A 14,377-nucleotide genomic window follows, 5' to 3' on the forward strand; every position below is an offset into this window, starting at 1 on the left:
AATGAGTTGGTAAAATTTAATAAGAATACAAGGGAGCTATAATTGCTGAGAGGCAGTTCTGAAATGGACTGCGACCTTCGAACCTGATTTGGATAATGCCAACGTAGGAAAGTATAAGTCTATATTTTAAATATTGACAGGTAATACTACGGTATTGCCTGTTTTTTTGTTTAATAAGAAAGTTTTCCAAAATTTCCTGTTAAACAAAAATCTCTAAAAAATATATTAATTTTCAACACTTGACAGGAGGAAGCGGTGAAAAGGATTAATCCGTTGGTACATCTTATATCTAATGAAGTTACACTTAATGATGTGGTAAATGTTATACTTGGTGCAGGAGGCAGAGCAGTCTGTGCTGTTGCGAAAGAGGAAGTACTTGAAATTACATCAACTTCCGATGCTTTAGTCTTAAATATAGGTGTTCCAAACAAAAAAAAGTTAGAAGCCATGCTAATTGCAGGAAAACGGGCCAATGAGATAGGAATCCCTGTTGTCTTGGATCCTGTCGGCTTAGGAGCTTCTGCTTTTAGAAATGAGTTTGTAAATCATTTGCTTGAAGAAATTTCATTTACCTGTATAAAAGGTAACAGGGCAGAGATTGCAGAACTTTGTGGATTTGAGATTATTTCAGAGGGAGTCGATAGTAAAGATGTTAAACTAAGTATATCTGATATTCAACATTTATCATTCAGGACAGGAGCCATTATAGCCGCTACAGGGGAGGTGAATATAATTGCGGATGACCGCTCGAGTTTTGAAGTAAAAGGCGGAAGTCATCTACTTACAAAAATAACAGGAAGCGGATGTATGTTATCAGGTCTTATAGGCTTATATTTAGCTGATGAAGGTCAAAATATAAATTCAGTAGTATCTGCAGTAAAATATTTCAATAATGCAGGAAAATCCGCTGAATCAGATCTTTTTGCCGAGGGAATAAAAGGCACAGGCAGTTACCGTATCAAACTAATAGACAGACTGAGTGAGAGAGGAGAATATTTATGAGAATATCTAAAGATATTTTCAAGTTATACGGAATTATAGGAGGATACGAAACAGGTGATGTCAATGAATATATTATTTCATCCTGCAACAAGGCCAGAGATGCTTTCATAGGCGGAGTAACTATGTTACAGCTTCGTGAAAAACACCTGCCGGAGGTATATCGGATAAATCTTGCAAAAGCAATAAAAGAAGTTTGTGAAAGTTATAAGATACCTCTTATCATAAACGACAGTATTGACCTTTGTATTTTATCGGGTGCTGACGGTGTTCATTTAGGACAGGACGACGGCTCGATAAGTGATGCTCGTAAGATTTTAGGACCTCACAAAATCATAGGAGCTACCGCCCACAATTTATCTGAAGCTGTTCAAGCTGAAGAGGACGGTGCAAATTACCTAGGTTCGGGTGCAGCTTTCGGCTCAATATCTAAAATTAATGCATCCAAAATTAAACTTGATGAATATAACGAAATTACAAAAACTGTGAAAATTCCTGTTATTGCCATTGGAGGAATTACTATTGATAATATTGACTTGCTTGCAAACAGAGGGTTGGCGGGAATTGCTTGTATTTCAGGCATTTTCGAGGGGGAAGATGTTAAATATAATGCCGGTATGTTAAAAGAAAAGCTTAGACACTGGTAGCAGTTTTGTAAATGAAAGGATTGGACAATAATGAATTATTGGAAGGTTAAAAAATTAGTAATTGCTTCAATGTTTGTTGCCGTTGGGGTGATAATGTCGCCTCTTAACATCCCGCTTGGAGCTTCAAAATGTTTTCCAACACAGCATATTATCAATGTAATTTTAGCAGTTTTTTTAGGTCCTGCCTATGGTGTAGGTGCAGCTTTTGCAACATCTTTAATAAGAAATATGATAGGTACCGGAACTCTTTTAGCTTTTCCGGGCAGCATGGTGGGTGCTTTATTTTGTGGAATGGCATACAAGATTACAAAAAAACTTTGGATTACCTGTATTTTTGAAGTGATAGGTACCGGAATTTTGGGTGCACTCTTAGCCTTTCCTGTAGCAATTTTAATTATGGGAAAGGAAGCTGCTATGTTTACCTTTGTAATACCATTTTTAGTAAGTACTGCAGGCGGAAGCCTTATAGCTTCAATATTGATATTTAGTATGGAAAAAATGGGAATCAACAGTATGTTAAAACATCAAATGGAAGTGTAGGTAATTATGAAGAGTGTATTGACAATAGCAGGAAGTGATTGCAGCGGCGGTGCAGGTATTCAAGCAGATATAAAGGCTATGCTTGCAAATGATGTATATGCTATGTCTGCCGTTACTGCACTTACCGCACAAAATACTACCGGTGTAGTAGATGTGTTATCTGTAGATGCTGATTTTCTTAAAAAACAGATAAAAGCTGTATTTACAGATATACCTCCGGAAGCAGTTAAAACAGGCATGATTGCTTCAGTTGAGCAGGTGAAAGCAGTAGCTGATTTAATGAAATTATATGAAGTTGAAAATCTTGTAGTGGATCCTGTTATGATTTCAACAAGCGGAGCCGAGCTAGCCAACAAAGATGTGGTAGAAGCTATGATAAAATATTTATTTCCTATATCTAAACTCATTACCCCAAATTTAACTGAAGCTGTAGCTCTTATTAACTTAATCGGTGAACCATCAATTTTGCATCATGACATAACCGACTCAGATGTTGAAGAAATGGCAGAGAAAATTTCAAAAAATCTTAACTGTAATGTACTGATTAAGGGTGGGCATAGAAAAGTCTCCAGCAATGATTTGTTATATGAAAAGAATGGCAAATTTATATGGTTTAGAGGACTAAGAATTGAGAATAATAATACACACGGTACAGGCTGCACTCTTTCAAGTACAATTGCTTCTTACCTTGCGAAGGGCAATGGTCTTGAAAAAAGTATAGAACTTTCAAAAAACTATATTGCAGCCATACTAAAATCAAATTTAAACTTAGGTAACGGAAGTGGTCCACTGGATCATGGATACCTTTTAAGAAGGTTGTAATATTAAATGGAGGAAGAATGGAAAGAAAGTATCATACACAGATGGAAGCTGCCAAACTTGGAATAATAACACCTGAGTTAATAGCAGTGTCAACAAAAGAAAATAGGAGAGTAGAGGAACTGTTACCATTGGTTGCAGAAGGCAAAATTGTAATTCCTGCAAATATTAATCATAAATGCATTGATGTAAATGGAGTAGGCAGTATGCTTAAGACCAAAGTCAATGTAAATCTTGGAATAAGCCGTGACTGTAAGGACTATGATATAGAGATGAAAAAGGTAATGCAGGCTGTCGAGCTTGGAGCAGAATCTATTATGGATTTATCAAGCCATGGTGATACAACTGCTTTCAGAAGAAAACTCTGTTCAGAATGTCCTGCTATGATTGGAACAGTTCCTATCTATGATTCGGTTATCCATTTTAAGAGAGACTTAAAGGAACTCACAGCTAAGGATTTTTTAGATGTAATAAGGCTTCATGGAGAGGATGGAGTGGACTTTGTTACCTTACACTGCGGAATCACAAGGAAGACCATTGAACAGATAAGAAATGGCGGAAGAAAAATGAATATAGTCAGTCGTGGTGGAAGCCTTGTATTTGCATGGATGAGTATGACGGGTGAAGAAAATCCTTTTTATGAATATTATGATGAAATACTTGAGATTTGTCGTGAATATGATATTACTATAAGTCTTGGAGATGCCTGCAGACCGGGATGTCTGGCAGATGCAACTGACGGAGTACAGATAGAGGAGTTAATTAAGCTTGGAGAACTTACGGAAAGAGCCTGGAAGAGAGATGTACAGGTTATGGTTGAAGGACCGGGACATGTACCTATGGATCAGATAGCTGCCAACATGAAGATTCAGCAAACTATATGCAAAGGTGCTCCTTTTTATGTACTTGGACCTTTAGTAACAGATATAGCACCGGGTTATGACCACATTACTTCAGCCATAGGAGGGGCTATAGCAGCATGGTCAGGGGCAGCCTTCCTTTGCTATGTAACTCCTGCAGAGCATCTTGCTCTTCCAAATGTAGATGATGTAAGAGATGGTATTATAGCTAGTAAAATAGCAGCTCATGCAGCTGACATAGCTAAAGGAATACCGGGAGCAAGAGAGCAGGATGATAGAATGGCAGATGCCAGAAAGAAACTTGATTGGGATGCTCAGTGGCTTGAGGCACTTGATCCTGAGACAGCTAAGGCCATAAGAGATAGCAGGCTGCCTGAAGATGACCATTCTGATACCTGTAGTATGTGCGGTAAATTCTGTGCAGTACGCAGTATGAATAAGGCTCTGGCAGGTGACATAATAGATATTTTATAGTATAAAATGATGTGGGTGTCAAAAGTATTTGACACCCAATGATACAGGATTGCTTTGGCTTCACCTCTCCGGGTTCTTGCAAAAATATTCTTAATCTGCTCATTTTTTTGCAAAAAATGGCTACTTACTCATATTCAAATACCTGTCAAGCTGTACTTCTACAAGCTCTGCAATCATATCCGCAAAAGGAGCGAGATTATCATTTACCGCATAGTCCTCAAGAGCATTAAAGTATAAGATTCTATTGTCTTTTGATATAGAAATTGCCGGAAAGCCTGATAACATAAGCTGGTAATTCATTATAAGCCTTGAAGTTCTACCATTCCCATCCGGAAAAGGATGGATTTTAACAAATTCCACATGAGTCCAAGCGGCAAACTCTATTTCGTTAAATTCTTTCTTTTTCCATGATAAATCGGCATAAAAATTTTTAATCTGTTTATCCATTTCAGTGGGAGAGGGAGGTATATGCTCTGCTCCTGAAATATATACATCAAAATACCTATAAATTCCTCCGGCAATAATATTGTCCATTAATAATGAATGAATATCTTTTATGATATTTTCATCAAGTTTAATTTGTTTAGATATACATTCTTTGACATAGCGATATGCCTTCTTATGATTTACAGTTTCGTATATTTCTCTAAGATTTTTACCTCCTATGCTAATTCCATCTTCAAGCAACACCTTTGTTTCCATAAGAGTAAGGGTATTGCCTTCTATTGCTGTAGAGTTATGTGTATATTCTATTTCGAAGGCATTTTCGTATGTACTTAGAGTAAGCTCAGGAATATGAATTTTTCTAGCCAGATACTGTTCTTTTTTATTTAAAATTTCATTATAATTCAAAATAATATATCTCCTTTCAAATAATTCTATAGCTTAGTATATCATAATATTAGCAACTTGCCAAAATATTAAAAAAGTTATATCATAATACGAGAATAATTTTAAGGAGCGGGAAATGGCAAAATTATATTTTAGATATGGGGCAATGAATTGCGGAAAGACAACAGCTCTTTTGCAGACGGCACATAATTATTCAGAGAGTGGGCAGAGGGCAATAATTATTAAGCCTGCTGTTGATACAAAAACAAAGTCTTGTGTTACTAGTCGCTTAGGTATACAAAGAGAAGTAGATCTTCTTGTCGATGAATCTCAGAATTTGTATCAATATTTCGAGAACTATGGTACTAAACTTGACTGTATTTTAGTTGATGAAGTTCAATTTTTAACGGTGGCACAGATAGAAGAGCTTTATAGAGTTGCCGTATTACTCAATATACCTGTTATTTGTTACGGTTTACGTACAGACTTTAGAATGGATGGCTTTCCTGCCAGTTCAAGACTATTAGAACTCGCACACTCAATTACTGAGATGAAAAATGTATGTTCTTGTGGAAAAAAAGCTACCTGTAACTTAAGACTGGTAAACGGAATTCCTATATTTAAAGGAAATCAGGTAGAAATAGATAATTCAGATTTTATTGCGTATAAGGCTGTATGCTCCGAGTGTTTTGAAAGATTGAAAACTCAGTAACTGCTTGACTTTAAGGTGGTTTGATACTATACTACCATTATAGTATATATTAATTAGACAATAGTAGTATAAGTGGGGGAGTTAGTATGAGTGAACTTAAATTACATGGCGGAGAGTTAAATGTAATGGAACTTCTTTGGTCAAATAAAGAACTGGCTGCCAAAGATATTTCTAAGATTATTAAAGAATATATAGGATGGGAAAAAAATACTACCTATACTGTTATTAAGCGACTTATAGATAAAGGAGCCGTCAAGCGAACCGATCCCGGCTTTATATGTAGTGCACTTATTTCTCAGCGTTCTGTCCGTGAAATTGAAACCAAAAGATTTTTGGAACAGTTTTATAACGGTTCTTTACAAACTTTTATAACTGAGTTTTTAATGAATCAGGAACTTTCAGAAAATAACATAACGGAATTGAAGGAGATAGTTGCAAAGAAATCCGGAAAAAATTGAGGAAGTCTCGAAAGAACTATTCGCTAAACCCGAGTTTAACGAATAGTTGAATAACAAAGCTAATAACAAAAGGAGCTATAGCACCAAGTTTTAGTGCTGCAGCTCCTTTTGTTTAATATAAAACTTCTACAAAGTTTATTATTTATTTTTTATTACATTAATCAAATTACGATATTCATCCATAGCACCGGATTTTTTAAGATATTCTTCTTTCATATAGGCATATCTGTAAATAGAAAATCCCTTTAATGATTTACTTCTAAGACTTGATACCATTTTTCCTAAAATATCATGATTATTTTTCCATTCGGAGGTTTCCTGAGCCTGTGCAAGGTGCATAGGTAAGGCAACATATAATTTTACATTAGGATTAGTAACTACAGCCATCCATTTATTTACATTTTCTTCAAACGGGCATACACTGTGTTCGAATCCCCAGTATTGCTGTGGAGCAATGTAATCAACAAATCCGGTTTCACTGCCCCATCTGTCTATATCCACATAATATTTGTCATTAGCCCTTAAATTATTAAGATTACCTGCCGGACTTATTCCGAAAGTTTTATTGCTACCTGAGTTTTTAACTGTTGTATATACAGCCTTAACCATCTTATTTATATTATTTCTTCGCCACTCGACTATAGAAACCGGATTATCAGTATTAGTTACATATTCTTCATATTCTTTTGAATCGAATTTGGCAGAATAATTACTTCCTAATGACGGATAAAAATAATCATCAAAAATAATTCCGTCAACATCATAGTTGTTAACAATTTCCGCAACGCCATTTTTTATTAATTTTATAACATCTTCTGACGAAGGATTGTAGTAATACATTTTACTAAACTTTAGTACATTTCTATCATTATCTTCGTCATCATCATTAAGCCATTTATAAGCAGGATTATTTTTAGCCAAATTATTAAATTCTGCTTCTGTAGATATTCTGTATGGATTTATATAAGCATGAATTTTTAATTTTCTGGCATGTGCAGCATCTGTCATAATCTTCAGAGGATCAAAGCCCGGATCCTGTCCTTGCTTTCCTGAGATATATTTAGACCATGGAAAGTAAGCTGAACGATACATAGCATCACTAAACGGTCTTACATGTACATATATATGATTCATTCCATCAGCAGATATTTTATCAAACATACTGTTAATCTGATTAGTAAAATCACTTTCAGTATATCCCTTATCGGAAAATTCCAAAAATGTAATCCATACAGCTCTAACTTCCTCCGAAGATACTATATTCTTGTTTGCATCATCTATATTATTGGAAGTATTAGTGTTATCAGAAGTACCTGTATTACTGCCGTTATTTCCGGAAATGAGCTTAACCCTGACTCTTTGTACTACACTATTACCTGACTTATCCATAGCATATATAGTGTAAACTTCATTTTCCTTAACATTGATACTTGTAGTTACCTTTTTAGATGAGGTAAGCGATACACTGTTATTTTTTTTAGCATAAAATGAATCTTTGAAAAATGACATTCTGTGGCTACCTGATGAATATTTGATTACTGTAACTGCCTTATTATCAGTTACAGTAATTTTCATCTTTAGTTTACCATTATTTTGGTCTTGGTATACAGAACAGTTTATTACCGGTTCTGTATCATCCTTTGCATAAACTTCACAGCTGTAAAACATATTAAAAAATAACTGTAGTACCATTGTGATTATAAAAAATCTTTTTACATACTTATTCAATCCTGTTCTCCTTCTATCTTCCTGTAGGATAATTATCAAATATTTCTTCTATTGTATTATATAATATTTCAGCAGATTTATCATGAGTTTCAAGCTTGCTGAATTTTTTTAAATCATCCGGATTTGTCAAAAAACCAAATTCAATAAGCACTGCCGGAACAGTATTCATATTAGTTACCACAAAAATATTACTCTTCACTCCCCTATTTGTCATTTTTAATGTTGAAGTAATATTTTTTAAGAACATACTCGCCATTGTATAACTTGAAAGTCCATTTGGCTGTACGGCATTATTTCTTGTGGAATAGTATACCTCTGTCCCATTTGGCTTTGTGGTAGTAAATGAATTCATATGAACACTTATAAATAAGTCGGCATCCACCTTACTTGGGAAGGCAGCTCTCTCCTTCAATGTTGGGTATGTATCATCTTTTCTCGTCCAATATACCTTTAAGTCTTCATCTTCAAGATAGTTACGAAAATATGTATAACCTATTGAAAGAACTACATTTTTTTCTTTATATATACCATTCATACTAAGCATTCCCGGATCATGCCCGCCATGTCCCGGATCTATGACAACTACTTTTGAATATAGATTTTTGGCCCTGTCTATTGCAATATTTATCTTGTTTTTATCAAAATTGAGTCTGTAGGCATAAAGTTTAGTTGTGTAGAAAGTAAGCACTGTATCTCCATCATCATTTAAGGCAATAGTAACATTACTTACCTTACTGTTATCGTATTGAACCGGATTTGTATCGTAATAACTTCTTACATCTCCCGGAAGTGTCACTGTAAAATTATTTGAAAAATAATTATCTTCATCTTCAATATCATCTTTACTAATTCCATCAGGTAGTTGCACTACTGCACCATTAACTTGAGATGATGAAGATTCTGAAAGTATCAGACTTACGGAATTACCTGTTTGTTTAGTATAGTATTTAAGCTTAGATGACTTGGTTACTGAAACCCTGCCCTCTTCTATTCCATTATTAAAATAAGTAAATAAGCTTATACCTCCTCCGGAAATATCTGCATAAGAGCCTGAACCTATCGAGTCAATAATATTATGTATACTAAAATCAACATTACTATCAGAACTTCCATTTTCCTGCAGTACTAACGGTGCAAGCCCTTTAAAAGTAAAAGTATATATACCATTACTATATTCGCCAGTAATTTCTTCAATTGTATTTTTGTATATTTTCAATATGAGTGTCTTATTGTCTTCAGACAAAGACATATCATATCCGATAACTCCTGGAATAAGTGTAAAATCTATATTAGTAGAGTTGGTTCCTACATTATAAAGTGTAGTTATAGAAGATGTTGTCCGTATATTTGCAGCATATACCTGACCATTATTTGAGGTCATCTTCTCAATATTTAACAATAAATGATTATTATTTAAATTTCCTGTTACACCTGAAAATCCCATTGTAGATGTAATAAGATAAGTATCAAACGGGCCTTCTGTACTCACCGGAAGACTCTTTATATCAACAATTGATGAATCTGATAAATTATTCTGTTTACCGGCTAAGTTCTGCACGGCTGATAAAGCTGAGCTTGGAACAGTTACACCATTCCTCTTCCAATTAAACGGAAAACTGTTTGAACTAAATGGTTCAGCAGGTTTTTTAGTTGTGGAATTATCAATTTTATTATCTTCCTTTTCGCTGCTCTCTGTATTGTCACTGTCTTTTTTATCATCTTCTTTCTTATCACTGTCTGAGATTGTTTCAGTAGGTTTTTCAACAATAATCTCTTCAGCATCATCAATATCAGGCAGAGTTAATGAACTTACTGATTTTTCAGTTTCAATATCAATTTCAAACAAATTACAAATATCTTCTATAGGTGCATAGATATAATTTTTATCTGAAAAATTTAGCCTAATATCATTAGGTGCTTTACTAAGTTTTACTTGAGTTCCATTGTAATCAGCAGTTTTACTGCCTAAAGTCATTGTTAAAATATTATCATCTAATCCTAAAGTTATATTTTTTGTAGATTTATTATAATAATAAGTACCTTCTGATGCATTTGATAAGAAAATCTTCTTAACAGGTGCCATCAAAGTTTTTCCTATATAAACTCCGGGAAGCTTTGCGTTATTCAGTTTTACATTATCTATATTAAATATTACTTTTTTGCCTTTTACATTGTAAGTCTTTTTATTATAGACAAAAGTTTCTTTATTAGTTTGTTTTGCATTTTTATTATTATCTTTTTGTGAGGCTTTTTTCTTGGCTTTTTTAACAGTTTTACCGCTCATAGCTGCAATCCCGGTACTACTATCCCAGTTATAATTCAATCCAAATGTCTGAGCTACATATCTTGCAGGAACATATACTTTCGATACTTTATTGCTGAATTTTATAAGCTTAGGTACAACAGGAACTGTTTCAATCTGCCCGTTTACCTTTGCTGTATATGAGTCTAAGGTAAGTACCAGTTTGATTTTGTCTCTTTTTAATTCAACAGTTTTAGATTTTTTATTAAACTTATAAGATAGACCTATCTTAGAATCCGCAAAAATTTCTTTTACACTGGCAAGAGACACTTGGTCTATTATAATTCCCGGATACTTAGACTTTATTTTAGAACCGTTTATAGTATACTGAACCTGAGTATCGGAATAGTTCATCTGCCTATTATCATATTTTATTTTTATACTATCTGCAAGAGACATATCCGGAAAGCTACAGCTTAACAATCCCAACACTGATATAAATGTAATTATTTTCTTAAAATTCATTTTTTTACTCCAATCAAAATAAATATACCGAACAATTTTACTGTTAAATAATAAATTTTTCAAGTGTTAAAATTATGGCATTTTGACTATATTTATCATATATGCTATAATTTCGCTATAAATGTTTATAAATTAAGGAGTTCACATGGCAGAACACACATATAGCCAAAAAGTTGATATTGAAAATGAATTAAAACTAAGAGAACTGTTAAAAAAACTTCCTAAATTTGCATCAGACTTTTTTAGGGGTATTGAGTCAACCACTGCTTCCAGAACCCGAATTGCTTATGCTTATGACCTCATTGTGTTTTTTAGCTGGCTAAAAGAAGTTAATCCGTCACTTGCAGAAATTAATGTGCAAAATATCGGAATTGAGATTCTTGACAGCCTTAAGGCGATTGATATTGAGGAATATATTTCTTATATAAGATATTATGTCAAAGACGGTACAGGGCATGGCAATAAAGAAAAGGGGATTAAACGCAAGCTGATAGCCTTAAGAACCTTTTATAAATACTATTATAAGAAGGAATTAATCAAAACCAATCCAAGTGTCTTGGTAGATACTCCTAAACTTCATGATAAGGCTATAGTAAGGCTGGAGCCTGATGAAGTAGCAAATCTGCTTGATAATATAGAGTCCGGAGAAGGTCTGTCGAAAGTACAGTACAGATTTCATGAAAAGAATTCAACTCGTGATTTAGCCATCATTACTCTATTGCTTGGTACCGGGATACGAGTTTCCGAATGTGTAGGCATAGATATCACTGACATAGATTTTAAAACTAACGGTGTAAAAGTTCATAGAAAGGGAGGATATGAAACAGTTGTTTATTTTGGAAATGAGACTGAAACAGCTTTGATAAATTACATAGAAGAAAGAAAAAAAATAACTGCTGCAGATGGACATAAAAATGCCCTCTTCCTCTCTATGCAAAAAAAACGCATAAGTGTAAGAGCTGTGGAAATTCTTGTAAAAAAATATGCAAGCTTGGTCACTTCACTGAAAAAAATAACCCCACATAAACTTCGCAGTACATACGGTACAAGCCTTTATAGAGAAACCGGAGATATTTATTTAGTAGCTGATGTTCTAGGTCACAAAGATGTAAATACGACCAAAAAACATTATGCTGCCATCGAAGAAGACAGACGAAGAAAAGCAGCTAATATCGTTAAATTGCGTGAGCAGAAATAAACGAACAAATTTTTGGAACATTAGTTTGACAATTTACCTGAAATAAATTATAATTGACATATACTGATTTACTTTTGGAGGTTTATTATGGGATATGGCAAAATTAGTGCAAAACAACAGGAAATTTTAGATTATTTAAAGACTCAGGTATTATCTAAAGGATATCCTCCTTCAGTTAGGGAAATTTGTGAAGCAGTTCATTTAAAATCTACTTCTTCAGTACACTCTCATCTTGAAACCTTGGAAAAAAACGGCTATATCAGACGTGATCCTACTAAACCCAGAGCTATTGAAATTGTAGACGATGAGTTTAACATTACCAGACGAGAACTTGTAAGTATACCGGTTGTTGGAACTGTGGCTGCCGGTGAGCCTATATTTGCTGTTGAAAATATATCTGAATACTTTCCTATTCCTGCTGAATATATGCCTGCTGAGGAAACTTTTATGCTCGTTGTAAAAGGCGACAGTATGATTAATGTAGGAGTATATAACGGTGATAAGATTATAGTTAAGAAGTGCTCAACAGCTTCAAACGGAGATATAGTTGTAGCCATGGTTGATGATTCTGCTACTGTTAAGACTTTTTATAAAGAAAACGGGCATTTCAGATTACAGCCTGAAAATGATTCTATGGAACCTATTATTACTGAGCAGGTAGAAATTCTCGGCAAAGTTATAGGGTTGATAAGAATGTATTAGCATTGTAATTATAATTTTAAATTATAAAACTGCCATAAATTATATTAGATTGTAATTTATGGCAGTTTTAATTTATCTGATAAGCATATCTGTATCAAGTGTCTTTCCGTCAGACCAAATTCTTTCTATATTGTAAAACTCTCTGTCTTCTCTTGAGAAAATATGAACTACAAATTCGCCAAAATCCATAAGAATCCAGTGTTCTGATCTACTTCCCTCAATTCTTTCGGGGTTGATTCCTGCTTTTCCAAGACTTTCTTCTACTGCATCCTGCAGGGCTTTCATCTGATTTTCATTTTTAGCATCGGCTATTATAAAATACTCGGAGATAGTTGTCAGGTGTGCAATATCAATTACTTTAATATCATTTGCCAAATGCTCATCTAAAGATTTACAAACTATTCTTACTGCATCTAAAATATTATCCATTATCCCTCCACGATTCGTTTATAAAACTCAAATGTTTCTTCTGTTCTCTTATCCATAACTCCATCACTTTGATTTACTTTTGCTATTACTGATTTAAGTTCATACAGAGTTGCCTTATGCAGATTATTAAAAGCACAGGCTCTCATTTCGTTTATATATGGAAGCTCAGGTCTACCCGGCTCTATATAATCTGCTACATAAATAATTTCTTCCAAAAGACTCATATCAGGTCTTCCTGTAGTATGGTATAAAATAGCTGAGAGAACTTCTTCGTCATTTACACCATAAACTTTTTGAGCAAAGTACGCACCAAGTTTTGTATGTAAAAGTCCCGGAGACTTCCTCTCTATCTCAGTGATTTCTATTCCATACTTCTCACACTCTATTATCATTTCAGAACCCTTAAGATATTTGGCACAGTCATGCAAAAGACCGGCAAGTTCTGCCTTATAAATGTCGGCTCCATGGCTCATTGCGAGGCTTGCGGCTGTATAAGACACTCCTAGGGTATGGTAAAATCTATACTCAGGTAAAATCTCTCTCAATCTATTCTGTAAATCTAAAAAATGTATTACCCCATCCATATCAGTTCTCCTTATACAGTCCATTTTTTAAGATATAATCCATAACTTGTTCATTGATGTTTAACTGTTTGCTATCTTCTATTCCCTCTGCTATAAGCCGTCTTATTTCTGTTGAAGAAACAGATGTTATTTCAAAGGGAATTTCCTGCATCCTGACATTCTTAAAAGTCGTTTTTAATACATTTTGAATATGATGTTTACACTTCCTAGAAGCATCACCAACTCTGGACACATATAAGATAACAGCATTATCAAATATATCCTGTGGTTTATGCCAATCTTCAAGATATAATACTGAATCTCCCCCTATAATAAGATAAAATTCTACATTTTGATAATACTTTCTTAACTCAATGAGGGTATCTGAAGTATAACTTATGCCATCTCGTAGTATTTCAAAATCCGAAGGATAAATATTATCCGCATTTTCAAGTGCAAGTTTCACCATATTATATCTGTGAAAGTCCTCAGTTATAGCCATTCCTAACTTATTAGGAGGAATTTTAGCAGGCATCATCCAAACTTCTGATAGATCTTGGCTAGATAATGCTGCCTTAGCCATTTCAATATGGGTATTATGAATCGGGTTAAATGTTCCTCCTAAAATGCCTATTTTTTTCATATTTCAC

Annotated in this window: 15 protein-coding genes and 1 riboswitch; of the genes, 9 read left to right on the top strand and 6 right to left on the bottom strand. The window is 34.1% G+C overall.

Annotation, left to right across the window (positions count from 1 at the left end):
• Nucleotides 1-19 precede the first annotated feature (19 nt).
• Nucleotides 20-128, top strand: a riboswitch (TPP riboswitch).
• A 127-nt stretch (nucleotides 129-255) separates the two neighbouring features.
• From thiM to thiC, 5 genes are read left to right on the top strand one after another with little or no spacing between them, the layout of a single operon-like run.
• Nucleotides 256-1,002: a hydroxyethylthiazole kinase gene (thiM, locus tag ACTTKP_RS00860; protein WP_442552015.1), complete on the top strand. Its 747-nt coding sequence runs from the start codon at nucleotides 256-258 to the stop codon at nucleotides 1,000-1,002.
• Nucleotides 999-1,646, top strand: a complete 648-nt coding sequence (gene thiE, locus ACTTKP_RS00865) for a thiamine phosphate synthase (protein ID WP_442552016.1) — start codon at nucleotides 999-1,001, stop codon at nucleotides 1,644-1,646. The genes thiM and thiE overlap by 4 nt, the downstream gene beginning before the upstream one ends.
• A 30-nt stretch (nucleotides 1,647-1,676) precedes the next feature.
• Nucleotides 1,677-2,186: an energy coupling factor transporter S component ThiW gene (gene thiW / locus ACTTKP_RS00870; RefSeq protein ID WP_442552017.1), complete on the top strand. Its 510-nt coding sequence runs from the start codon at nucleotides 1,677-1,679 to the stop codon at nucleotides 2,184-2,186.
• 6 nt (nucleotides 2,187-2,192) lie between these two features.
• Nucleotides 2,193-3,008, top strand: coding sequence for a bifunctional hydroxymethylpyrimidine kinase/phosphomethylpyrimidine kinase (gene thiD / locus ACTTKP_RS00875; protein WP_442552018.1), 816 nt, complete (start codon nucleotides 2,193-2,195; stop codon nucleotides 3,006-3,008).
• Nucleotides 3,009-3,025: 17 nt separating this feature from the next.
• The gene (thiC, locus tag ACTTKP_RS00880) at nucleotides 3,026-4,339 is read left to right on the top strand and encodes a phosphomethylpyrimidine synthase ThiC (protein WP_442552019.1); all 1,314 of its coding nucleotides are present in this window, start codon (nucleotides 3,026-3,028) and stop codon (nucleotides 4,337-4,339) included.
• Between the two features lie 120 nt (nucleotides 4,340-4,459).
• On the opposite strand, the gene ACTTKP_RS00885 is transcribed toward thiC, so the two are convergent.
• Nucleotides 4,460-5,191: a Fic family protein gene (locus tag ACTTKP_RS00885; RefSeq protein WP_442552020.1), complete on the bottom strand. Its 732-nt coding sequence runs from the start codon at nucleotides 5,189-5,191 to the stop codon at nucleotides 4,460-4,462.
• Nucleotides 5,192-5,306: 115 nt separating this feature from the next.
• Between ACTTKP_RS00885 and ACTTKP_RS00890 the strand changes: the two genes are divergently transcribed.
• On the top strand, nucleotides 5,307-5,882 hold the full coding sequence (locus ACTTKP_RS00890) for a thymidine kinase (RefSeq protein ID WP_442552021.1): 576 nt from the start codon (nucleotides 5,307-5,309) through the stop codon (nucleotides 5,880-5,882).
• Between the two features lie 86 nt (nucleotides 5,883-5,968).
• A complete protein-coding gene (locus tag ACTTKP_RS00895; RefSeq protein WP_442552022.1) occupies nucleotides 5,969-6,340 on the top strand; it encodes a BlaI/MecI/CopY family transcriptional regulator in 372 nt (123 codons plus the stop codon).
• 138 nt (nucleotides 6,341-6,478) lie between these two features.
• On the opposite strand, the gene ACTTKP_RS00900 is transcribed toward ACTTKP_RS00895, so the two are convergent.
• Both ACTTKP_RS00900 and ACTTKP_RS00905 read right to left on the bottom strand, forming a co-directional pair.
• A complete protein-coding gene (locus ACTTKP_RS00900) occupies nucleotides 6,479-8,068 on the bottom strand; it encodes a glycoside hydrolase family 10 protein (RefSeq protein WP_442552023.1) in 1,590 nt (529 codons plus the stop codon).
• Between the two features lie 13 nt (nucleotides 8,069-8,081).
• Nucleotides 8,082-10,835 carry an N-acetylmuramoyl-L-alanine amidase gene (locus ACTTKP_RS00905; RefSeq protein ID WP_442552024.1) on the bottom strand — a complete coding sequence of 918 codons (2,754 nt, stop codon included), beginning with the start codon at nucleotides 10,833-10,835 and terminating at the stop codon, nucleotides 8,082-8,084.
• A 145-nt stretch (nucleotides 10,836-10,980) separates the two neighbouring features.
• Here ACTTKP_RS00905 and ACTTKP_RS00910 point away from each other — a divergent pair, with 145 nt between their 5' ends.
• Together ACTTKP_RS00910 and lexA are read left to right on the top strand one after the other, a co-directional pair.
• Nucleotides 10,981-12,033: a tyrosine-type recombinase/integrase gene (locus ACTTKP_RS00910; RefSeq protein ID WP_442552025.1), complete on the top strand. Its 1,053-nt coding sequence runs from the start codon at nucleotides 10,981-10,983 to the stop codon at nucleotides 12,031-12,033.
• 87 nt (nucleotides 12,034-12,120) lie between these two features.
• Nucleotides 12,121-12,735: a transcriptional repressor LexA gene (lexA, locus tag ACTTKP_RS00915; protein WP_442552026.1), complete on the top strand. Its 615-nt coding sequence runs from the start codon at nucleotides 12,121-12,123 to the stop codon at nucleotides 12,733-12,735.
• Between the two features lie 72 nt (nucleotides 12,736-12,807).
• Here the strand turns inward: lexA and rsfS are convergent, their stop codons facing one another.
• The 3 genes from rsfS to nadD are packed head-to-tail and all read right to left on the bottom strand — an operon-like array spanning nucleotide 12,808 to nucleotide 14,370.
• Nucleotides 12,808-13,164 (bottom strand): ribosome silencing factor, encoded by a 357-nt coding sequence (rsfS, locus tag ACTTKP_RS00920; protein WP_442552027.1) that lies wholly within the window; start codon nucleotides 13,162-13,164, stop codon nucleotides 12,808-12,810.
• A complete protein-coding gene (gene yqeK, locus ACTTKP_RS00925; protein ID WP_442552028.1) occupies nucleotides 13,164-13,748 on the bottom strand; it encodes a bis(5'-nucleosyl)-tetraphosphatase (symmetrical) YqeK in 585 nt (194 codons plus the stop codon). The genes rsfS and yqeK overlap by 1 nt, the downstream gene beginning before the upstream one ends.
• A 1-nt stretch (nucleotide 13,749) precedes the next feature.
• A complete protein-coding gene (gene nadD / locus ACTTKP_RS00930; RefSeq protein ID WP_442552029.1) occupies nucleotides 13,750-14,370 on the bottom strand; it encodes a nicotinate-nucleotide adenylyltransferase in 621 nt (206 codons plus the stop codon).
• Between the last annotated feature and the right edge of the window lie 7 nt (nucleotides 14,371-14,377).

The organism is Catonella sp., from assembly GCF_052169795.1.
GTDB lineage: Bacteria > Bacillota > Clostridia > Lachnospirales > Lachnospiraceae > Catonella.

Bases quoted from the DNA above. Each gene is read 5' to 3' on its own strand.
- thiE (WP_442552016.1), top strand. From the start codon at position 999: ATGAGAATATCTAAAGATATTTTCAAGTTATACGGAATTATAGGAGGA.
- thiW (WP_442552017.1), top strand. From the start codon at position 1,677: ATGAATTATTGGAAGGTTAAAAAATTAGTAATTGCTTCAATGTTTGTT.
- thiD (WP_442552018.1), top strand. From the start codon at position 2,193: ATGAAGAGTGTATTGACAATAGCAGGAAGTGATTGCAGCGGCGGTGCA.
- thiC (WP_442552019.1), top strand. From the start codon at position 3,026: ATGGAAAGAAAGTATCATACACAGATGGAAGCTGCCAAACTTGGAATA.
- ACTTKP_RS00890 (WP_442552021.1), top strand. From the start codon at position 5,307: ATGGCAAAATTATATTTTAGATATGGGGCAATGAATTGCGGAAAGACA.
- ACTTKP_RS00895 (WP_442552022.1), top strand. From the start codon at position 5,969: ATGAGTGAACTTAAATTACATGGCGGAGAGTTAAATGTAATGGAACTT.
- ACTTKP_RS00905 (WP_442552024.1), bottom strand. From the start codon at position 10,835: ATGAATTTTAAGAAAATAATTACATTTATATCAGTGTTGGGATTGTTA.
- ACTTKP_RS00910 (WP_442552025.1), top strand. From the start codon at position 10,981: ATGGCAGAACACACATATAGCCAAAAAGTTGATATTGAAAATGAATTA.
- lexA (WP_442552026.1), top strand. From the start codon at position 12,121: ATGGGATATGGCAAAATTAGTGCAAAACAACAGGAAATTTTAGATTAT.
- rsfS (WP_442552027.1), bottom strand. From the start codon at position 13,164: ATGGATAATATTTTAGATGCAGTAAGAATAGTTTGTAAATCTTTAGAT.
- yqeK (WP_442552028.1), bottom strand. From the start codon at position 13,748: ATGGATGGGGTAATACATTTTTTAGATTTACAGAATAGATTGAGAGAG.
- nadD (WP_442552029.1), bottom strand. From the start codon at position 14,370: ATGAAAAAAATAGGCATTTTAGGAGGAACATTTAACCCGATTCATAAT.